16 protein-coding genes are annotated in these 7491 nt (G+C 63.0%); 7 read left to right on the top strand and 9 right to left on the bottom strand.

The features are described from left to right. Positions 1 to 510: 510 nt before the first annotated feature. The 5 genes from WDW90_RS33255 (at position 511) to WDW90_RS33235 (ending at position 2924) form a co-directional block, all read left to right on the top strand. Positions 511 to 1107: a tellurite resistance TerB family protein gene (locus WDW90_RS33255; RefSeq protein ID WP_336491932.1), complete on the top strand. Its 597-nt coding sequence runs from the start codon at positions 511 to 513 to the stop codon at positions 1105 to 1107. 216 nt (positions 1108 to 1323) lie between these two features. After that, on the top strand, positions 1324 to 1686 hold the full coding sequence (locus tag WDW90_RS33250) for a hypothetical protein (protein ID WP_336491931.1): 363 nt from the start codon (positions 1324 to 1326) through the stop codon (positions 1684 to 1686). A 90-nt stretch (positions 1687 to 1776) separates the two neighbouring features. Continuing rightward, complete coding sequence (locus WDW90_RS33245) at positions 1777 to 2025, top strand: hypothetical protein (protein WP_336491929.1); 249 nt, start codon at positions 1777 to 1779, stop codon at positions 2023 to 2025. A 44-nt stretch (positions 2026 to 2069) separates the two neighbouring features. Continuing rightward, on the top strand, positions 2070 to 2408 hold the full coding sequence (locus WDW90_RS33240) for a hypothetical protein (protein WP_336491928.1): 339 nt from the start codon (positions 2070 to 2072) through the stop codon (positions 2406 to 2408). Positions 2409 to 2663: 255 nt separating this feature from the next. Continuing rightward, entirely contained in the window at positions 2664 to 2924 is a 261-nt protein-coding gene (locus WDW90_RS33235; protein ID WP_336491927.1) for a hypothetical protein, read from the top strand. Between the two features lie 123 nt (positions 2925 to 3047). Here the strand turns inward: WDW90_RS33235 and WDW90_RS33230 are convergent, their stop codons facing one another. Continuing rightward, complete coding sequence (locus WDW90_RS33230) at positions 3048 to 3284, bottom strand: hypothetical protein (RefSeq protein ID WP_336491925.1); 237 nt, start codon at positions 3282 to 3284, stop codon at positions 3048 to 3050. Positions 3285 to 3788: 504 nt separating this feature from the next. Here WDW90_RS33230 and WDW90_RS33225 point away from each other — a divergent pair. Further along, positions 3789 to 4040 carry a hypothetical protein gene (locus WDW90_RS33225; RefSeq protein ID WP_336491923.1) on the top strand — a complete coding sequence of 84 codons (252 nt, stop codon included), beginning with the start codon at positions 3789 to 3791 and terminating at the stop codon, positions 4038 to 4040. Positions 4041 to 4135: 95 nt separating this feature from the next. On the opposite strand, the gene WDW90_RS33220 is transcribed toward WDW90_RS33225, so the two are convergent. From WDW90_RS33220 to WDW90_RS33210, 3 genes are read right to left on the bottom strand one after another with little or no spacing between them, the layout of a single operon-like run. Then, a complete protein-coding gene (locus WDW90_RS33220; protein WP_336491921.1) occupies positions 4136 to 4327 on the bottom strand; it encodes a hypothetical protein in 192 nt (63 codons plus the stop codon). A gap of 35 nt (positions 4328 to 4362) precedes the next feature. Continuing rightward, positions 4363 to 4542, bottom strand: coding sequence for a hypothetical protein (locus WDW90_RS33215; RefSeq protein ID WP_336491920.1), 180 nt, complete (start codon positions 4540 to 4542; stop codon positions 4363 to 4365). Positions 4543 to 4592: 50 nt separating this feature from the next. Continuing rightward, positions 4593 to 4796 (bottom strand): hypothetical protein, encoded by a 204-nt coding sequence (locus WDW90_RS33210; protein WP_336491918.1) that lies wholly within the window; start codon positions 4794 to 4796, stop codon positions 4593 to 4595. A gap of 9 nt (positions 4797 to 4805) precedes the next feature. Between WDW90_RS33210 and WDW90_RS33205 the strand changes: the two genes are divergently transcribed. After that, positions 4806 to 5015 (top strand): hypothetical protein, encoded by a 210-nt coding sequence (locus WDW90_RS33205; protein WP_336491916.1) that lies wholly within the window; start codon positions 4806 to 4808, stop codon positions 5013 to 5015. 87 nt (positions 5016 to 5102) lie between these two features. Here the strand turns inward: WDW90_RS33205 and WDW90_RS33200 are convergent, their stop codons facing one another. From WDW90_RS33200 to WDW90_RS33180, 5 genes are all read right to left on the bottom strand, one after another. Beyond that, complete coding sequence (locus WDW90_RS33200) at positions 5103 to 5261, bottom strand: hypothetical protein (RefSeq protein ID WP_336489876.1); 159 nt, start codon at positions 5259 to 5261, stop codon at positions 5103 to 5105. A 306-nt stretch (positions 5262 to 5567) separates the two neighbouring features. Continuing rightward, on the bottom strand, positions 5568 to 5792 hold the full coding sequence (locus tag WDW90_RS33195; protein WP_336491914.1) for a hypothetical protein: 225 nt from the start codon (positions 5790 to 5792) through the stop codon (positions 5568 to 5570). Positions 5793 to 5895: 103 nt separating this feature from the next. Continuing rightward, positions 5896 to 6276, bottom strand: coding sequence for a hypothetical protein (locus WDW90_RS33190; protein ID WP_336491912.1), 381 nt, complete (start codon positions 6274 to 6276; stop codon positions 5896 to 5898). Beyond that, a complete protein-coding gene (locus WDW90_RS33185; RefSeq protein WP_336491911.1) occupies positions 6273 to 6932 on the bottom strand; it encodes a nucleotide-binding protein in 660 nt (219 codons plus the stop codon). The genes WDW90_RS33190 and WDW90_RS33185 overlap by 4 nt, the downstream gene beginning before the upstream one ends. A gap of 308 nt (positions 6933 to 7240) precedes the next feature. Continuing rightward, positions 7241 to 7491: hypothetical protein (locus WDW90_RS33180; RefSeq protein ID WP_336491910.1), on the bottom strand; the 251-nt coding region annotated here is incomplete at its 5' end.

The following is a 7491-nucleotide window of genomic DNA, read 5'->3' as shown; positions in this document are numbered from 1 at the left end:
CCGTTGGCGTTTTGGGCTTAGGTCTTCGTCGCGGCGGTCTCCTTCTCCGGCTCACGACTCGCAGGAGCGAGCCTGCCGGACATGCCATGTCGCGTGGGCAGGACGGTTAAGTCAACGCCGGGAGAGACCTGGCATGCGGTGGGCGCTGCTCAGTCTCGTCCTCGGCTTGGCGCCCGCTTCTGCGTTCGCGATGTGCACGTGTGAGTGCATTGACGGTGCAGTCCAGCCGCTGTGTGACAGCAGCGAAGGGGTTGCGCCTTACTGCCCGGCGCGCACCTGCCCGACTGTGCCCTCGTCCTCGCCGCCACCTGCGATGTCCCCACCTGCCGGCGCGACCACGTGCCGGCCGGTGCAGATGCTGAACCCATTCACCGAGCGGTACGAATGGCGGCAAATCTGCGAATGACGCTGCTGACAGCCTGAGCATTCGGAACCGGGCGAATGCCTGAACCGGCAGGGGGCCTTGGCAGTTTCAGGACCGATCTCACCCGTGGTCCGGAGAACCTCGCCATGAACGACGCAAAGCAGATGGTCGATGCTCTGGTGCGCGAGCGGCACGCAAGCAGCATCGCGGCCACAGCGGTTCTGGGCGGCTTGGCGCTGGTCGCAGGTTTTGCCGTACGCGCGCTGCAAGGCGGCCCAAAGCCCCCCTCACGCCAAGGTAGTGCCGCACCGACTGCAGGTGAGAACGCCGCTCCGATAACGCCTTTCGACCACTCGGGTGTGAGCGAGGACGAGGCGCGGATCATGCTGCGTGCCATGGTCGCTGCCATAATGGCGGACGGCCTAATGGATGCGGAGGAGCGCAGGCGTCTCGACAAGTCCTTAGCCGCAGCCGGGATCAGCGGCGATGCCCGCGCCTGGCTTGCGAAGGAGCTGACCGAGCCAGCAGACATCGACGAACTCACTGAGCGGATAAGCAGTCCCGAGCAAGCCATCCGCATCTACGCCGCAGCGCGCTTGGCGATTGATCCAGACACCCTGCAGGAGCGTCAGTTTCTCAAGATGCTGGCAGAGGCGCTCGATGTACCCAGCGAAGCTGCGGCCCGGCTTGATGCGGAACTCGCGGATGAACCCCAAGGACGAGGCCCTGGAGGCAACGGCTGACCAGCTCCCGAGTGTGCCCCCAAGAAGCGGCGTGGTCTCTGATGCTGATGGACATCGGCGTGCTCATAAACCGCAGGGCAAATTAATTTATGCTGCAGCGCAACATTTCGGTCGGCGTACCGTTGATTGAACAGGACACTCTCTGCTGGCCGCCACGGCATCCCCGGTTCCCTTCGGCCGGATCGCAGGCAGATAGGTCGATCAAAGGAAATCTCTATGCGCCTCGTACTCAGCCTTGCTGCGTCTGCTCTCCTGCTCGGTCTCGCCCAACTTCCTGCTCGGGCGACTTCCTGTGGTGAGCAGATCGGAACGATTGAGCGCCGCCTTGATAGCGCTGGTGCCGTTCATGTGGCTGGCCTTCAGGACGACCATACGATCCGCAGCAGCAACTCGCCGAAGGCGCTCTCGGAGGCTCCGGCCGGTGAGCCGAGCGACGTCAGCATGATCCCGACAGCCGCCCGCATTTCTGACGCGCGCCACCTGATCACCAGGGCAATTCAAGAGGACAGCCAGGGTCATCAGCGCGCCTGCGAGGACACCATGACGGAAGCCAAGGGCATGATCGGCGCGCTGCCGTAGGCATCGAACATCTACGACGGCTCGGTGGGCGAACTCACCAAGCGAGCTTCCTACCAATATGTGCCGCGTCCTGCGGTGCGGAGTGCCCCTATGTACAATCCCTTCTTCAGTTCCCTGATGCTGGCCTTTGAGGCGCAAAAGGTGATCGAACTCCGGCTGGTCAGGATCGCCTGGGGAGGATCAGAGGCCAACGCTGAGATGCAGTCGATGGTCTCCGAGAAGGTCGATGCGGCCATGGAAGCGGCCGGTACGATCCTGAAAGGCGGCTCACCTGAAGTGGTCATTTCCCGTTACCGCGAGCATGTGGCCGCAAACACCAAGCGCCTGACCGCCGCATGAGGGGCGTACCGAGCCTCGCTGAGGCCGCGAGAGCGTCTGTCGTCATGACCATGCTGATGACTACGGCTGGTGCAGAAGCACGCCCAGTCACACAAGCCGAGAAGGCCGCAATCCTCGATTGGATGCGCAAAAACCTAGCTGATCCTCATGGCCTGCGCTCAGTCAGGATTAGCGATCTAACGATAGTCCCTGGCGCGAATGGTCAGCTTGTCAGCGTCGTCTGCGTCGATTTCAACACGAAGAGCAAGGTAGGCGGCTACACCGAGATTTACCGGATGGCCTTCGTTCCCACCGCTGGAGGGCTGATCTACAGCAACACCTCATCCAACGTGGTCGCAGCCACCTGTTATCTCCCGCAGATCGTCATGCCAGCTCTTAAGTAGCTGGCGTCGGCAAAGCAGGAAACGGCCCGTGGGCGGGATGCTGGATCAGCTCAGCGCGCAGGGGCGCTTCATTGAACATTAACCATCGCGCCACCATATCAAACTCATGCCGGTCGCAATGCTCTGCGCTGCTTGATCGGAGACGGCCACGATGCCGGGATCGGGTGACGCCGGATGTACGCGCACTCAGTCCTGACATCCGTGGCCGTTGGCATTTCAGGCGCTCGGCGCCCATCCCAATGAGAGCCCTTGAGCATGGCAAAGCGTGTGAAGATGAGGCCGCAGGAGCGCGGCTTCGTGCTGTTCGATGTGGTCTATGAGAATGGATCGCAAGCCTCCAACCGCCGGGTGCCGGTGGAGGTCCTGGGTGGCCTTGATGGTGACGAGCCAGCCCGCCGCGTGATCGAGGAGCAGGATGAGGCGATTGCCCAGAAGTCCGGCCGGGCTCGTTCGCCGATCCAGGGGCTAACCCGATCCGTCAGCAAAGCTCCGAAACTGGTGGCGGCAGAGCGCTGACGCTCAGGCGAATAGACCGCCGGCAGAATGCGCTTCGACATACCCGCCAGGGTCGCCACCGCTGGTCAGCGGCCCCCGCTCGCAGAGGCTGCCAGAGAAGCGCTCAGCCTTGCGACGTAGCCCTCACCCCTGTTCAACCTCAAGCGCTGACATCAAGGCGCGGTACTTCACGGCGCCCACGCGATGGCGGCGGGAGGTGTCCAGAAACTGCTGGGCTTGCTCCAAGTGGCCCTGCCGCTTCAATCGTGCTGCCATCTCACCCAGCTCATCGGCCAAGCCATCTTCGATGGTGGCCCTCAGGGCATATCGGCATTTGAGATCTTCGGCCGAAGCTCGGCCTCGGTTGTTCGAGGTGTGCATGGCTCAGCGCTGATCCCGTGCTTCTTCGTGCATTGCCTCACCCGGGCCCGAACCGATCTCGGAGCCGTGTTCGAAGGAGGTTGGGTGATCGACGGGCGGGAATAAGCGCTCCAGGCCGCGTGCCACGCCATACAACACGGGATCGGAGGTGGGCCCGGTATTGGGTGGACAATCGCTGGCTTCTCGCATCGCACACTCACCTGCAGGCAGCACCCCCGCCGAGAGCGCTGTCGGTTATCAGCAGCGAGTGGCTGCCCTTAACTCCTGTTAATTGCGCGAGATGGAAATCGTTTCAGGAGCCTGGCTGATATTTTGGATGACTCAACAACCATCCGCCGTGCCATAGAAGACCAGTACCAGTAGCGATATCAAATTGTTCACAAGCAAAACCTATTGTGTCACGTCGGCAAGTTACCTTTGGCGCTAGCCATTTACTGCTGAGCGCAGGGCCGCGATCTCAGGGCGGGGGTTCTATCGCTGCGATCCGTGAGCCATACATGCGCCATGGCCACTCTTGAGCAAACTCTGCAGACCTTCGAGGCCCGTCTCGGTAACGAGCAGTCAGCCAGCGTTGGCGCCGTCGACGAAGCTATCTGGGCCTACCTTGCGCCCGTCCAAGGGCTGGACGCCCAGACCGAGGCCTTGGACGCCCTCAGCACGGGGGTTACTCGCCTCAATCCGTCCTCGCCGTTCATGCCGGTGCTGATGGCCACCATCGACCGACATTGGCAGAGGCTGGCAGGACCGCCTGCGTAGCCTAACCCGGGACACCGAGCGAGCCTGTGACGCTGCCGACCTAGATCTGCTCACGGGCTCGTAGGGGTTGTCGCTGCGCGAGGGAGCGAGCCCGCTCACCGCCGCCCTTTGCCCTTCGCCTTTTCGTCTCCTGCGTCCCGCGCCGGCCGCGCTGCCTTCAGGCGCGCGGTGTTCTCGTCTGCTGCGCTGACGGTTGGTTCGTCCGCTGGCTTTGGTTTCGAGTGATCCTGTGTCTTGGCGAACTCCGCTTCGGCCTGCTTCCGCTCTTTGCTGTGGTCATCGGCCATTGGTATCTCCTCTGAGCCCTCTTCAGGTGCCCTGTTCAGCCGCCGGCCTGCTCCTCACCGTCTGCCAGCTTCGTGAACTGGCGAGCCAAAGCTTCGATCTGCTGGGCCGTCGCCATCACCCTCAGCACGCGACCATCATCGGCCTCGATTGTGATTTCGAAGCCCTCCGGAACTGCCGTGGTCAGGACGCGGACCAACTTCTTCGGCTCGGACATGGTTTGCTCGCTTCGGGCTTTGGCGCGCGCCGCCCCTGATCCTCAGGACGCTAGTCGGGCGTTCTGTCCTCAAGAAGCATCTCCATCGCGCCCTGCGCATCCCGCTTGGCCTGTGCCTCAGAGATCAGCTTCCGGCGAGATTTCTGGATCAGTTTTCCGTTGCTGTGGATCGCCCACAGCCAGCCACCCTCATCGCGCGGGTCGGGCGCTACGTTGAGGGTGTAGGGGCGGAACTTGGGTCGGGGCTCGCTCATGGCTCCATAGTGTCAGTCGGCTTCGTTGCCGCAACCTGCTTCTCTCGGCTTGAGCCGGATCGCGCCATCGCCGAGCCCTCGTGCGAGCTGCGCACCATCCAGGCCAAGGCGCGCCGCTGCCTGGCCGAGATGGAGGATACCGGAGAGTTCCTGGAGCCCAACCCTGGTGTGCGGCTCGCGGCCGTGATCCTGCGGGAGATCATCGCGCTCGGCGCCTAAGCCCGCTTTCTCAAAGCGAAACCAGCTTCAGCCCAGCAGCGCGAGGCTCGCGGAGTTCTTTCTTGGCGGATGATGCTGGAAGTGAGTTTATGCGATTGCCCGCACGATGCCCTTAAAGCTCGACAAGGCGATCACGCAGCCGAGCCCCAGCAGGCATAGGCAGCCCAGGAAGGCCGTCGGGCGGCCCTTTGAAGCCAGAACCGCCAGCATCAGCACGAACACCACCAGACCAAACAGAACGGTCATGGGCACCTCCCGGAGCACCGATACCCAGAGGCTAGCTAAGCAGGCGTTAACCTCAACGGATCGTTCAGCCGCTTCGCGCTCGGCGCAGCCGCTCAAGGGCGGCTCGCATGTCGTCTGGCATGCTGCGCGCGGACAATGGAGGGCAGACACACTGTAAGAGCCTCACAAGAGCTTCCAAGGCCGCTGCGTGAGGTCCTGTCCCGCACGACCGTCGAGGCTGCGGAGCCCCGGAGAAGGGCGCGAGCGCGGGGTGATGATGCTGCGTCTCAGGTGGGGATGTTGAGAGACGACGGGTTGCTCGCTTCCTCACGCGACCGCCTTGAGGATCAGGCGCTCCGCTTCCGCGCGCCATGCATCACGATCCCGTTCGGCTGCGGCGAGCTGGGTCTGGAGTACCCGTATCTCGGCGTGAAGCTCGCCAGCGTCGACTGCCATCTCGACGCACTGCTCCTGCGCCTCGGCGAGCTGCAGGCGCAACTCGGCGTTCTCCGTGGTGAGTTCGAGCAAGGGTAGTTCGCTGATGGAAGCCACTCCCCTCACCTCTCGGCCAGCGCACTGATCGCGCCAGCCACAGCAGCCCCAAGAGCGGTGGCAAGTATGCCCAGAAAGGCTGTCGTGATCATGCCTCGGCTCTTTACCGGATGCGCCGTCCGTCCTCGGGGACCGAGGTCAGATCGACGTTGTAGCCCTTCGCTGCCAGTGCTTCGAGGACGAGGTACTTCACCGTTACGCGACGATTAAGTGCCTCTTGGCGCAGCGCAATCCACACCTCGTCAGGAACCTCGAATTTCAAAGCAGCAGCTTTGACCGGGGCAATGGGGGATTTGGGTTCTTGGGCTTTCGGGCTGATGGGTTGATAGACTGGAGGCGCTTCGCGTTCCGGCTCAGGAGCCGTCGAGGCCCTGGTGAACCCAAGGTCGCCGGTGGCCGCTGCGAGCTGCAGTGCCTCCTCTGGGCTGGTGCGCGGCCGCGGCCGTGGCGCAGGCTGAAATGAGGGCTTCATCATCTCGGTCATGCCGCCTGCTGCTGCTCAGCCAGTGTCGCGAGGATTTCCTCTAGGACGCCAGCCACCTCCCCTAGCGCCTTCGGATCTCCGTCCGGACCAGCCGGTGTAGAGCCCGTGAAGTGAATGGCTTGGTAGGCCGCGCGCTGGATAACCTCGGTCCGGAGCACCGGGATATTGGCGCTTTGGATCTCTTGCCGGGCGTGCTGTGCGACACGGCTTTGCAAAGGTGACATCTGGGTCAGGACAACCCGGGCAGGGATTGAGCGGCGGAGCATCCGTTCGGCGCGCTGGACGACCTCATAGGTCCGGAAGACCTCCTGCAGGTCCATCCCTGAGACCTTGCTCGGTATCAGCACCAGGTCTGACTCAGCGATGGCGTAGGTGACGGCCTGCGAAGCCGCGCCTTCCAGATCGACCAGGACGACGGAGTAGCGCGAGGCTGCCTCCGAGATCCGATCGAGGATCGCTTTCTCGCTGACGCCCGAGATCACGTCGACCGCGCAGTCTTCCCCTGCCCTCTCTCGCCACGAGGCGACGTGGCCGTTCGGATCAGCGTCGATGATGGCGACGCTGCCGCCCTGACGCGCGAAGGCATCGGCGAGGCAGATGACCAAGGTTGTCTTCCCGACACCTCCCTTGGTCGAGCAAACACTCACGACAGCCATTGCCCTAAATCCCTTTCGAGCGAGAACCCGTGCGCCCGACAGGGCTAGCGCCCAAATGGTAAACAGGGCGTAAACCCATCTGGGTTATTGGCCGAAAGCACCTCAGGGCTTCTGGGCAAGTGCCCTTTTGCCCTTCTGTGCGCTTACCCTTTCGGGCTTCTGGGCGTTCCCCCAAAGCCACGAGTGGGTCCTTGGTCTCTTGGCCTACTGGTCCTTTGTACATTCGGGCACATGGGCAAAGCCCCCAATGGGCAAGACCACGTAAAATTTACTTGATGTAGCAATAGCTTATCAGAAGGCCTCTACTCTCAAAGACCGGACGCAGCAAACAGGTCGAGTTGCGAGGCGGGCACCATGGGGGCACCCCGGCGGCGTGACCGCGGGCGAGGCGACGGCGCCGCCACTGGCAATGGGACGTTAGGCCTGCCGTGCAGCACGGCACCAATCACCCGACAGCCAGCGCCGTGGTGGAAGGCGTGGAGGGAATACGGGCCCGAGCGCAGGATCTCCTGCACCAGAGGCTCGGAGAGCGGCAGTTCGGCAAGTGCGGTCAGGAGGC

Origin of the sequence: Methylobacterium nigriterrae (genome assembly GCF_037106235.1) — a bacterium.
In the GTDB taxonomy this organism is placed as follows: domain Bacteria; phylum Pseudomonadota; class Alphaproteobacteria; order Rhizobiales; family Beijerinckiaceae; genus Methylobacterium; species Methylobacterium nigriterrae.
Note: the sequence above shows the minus strand (reverse complement) of the source record. Positions and strands in the feature narration are given on the sequence as shown.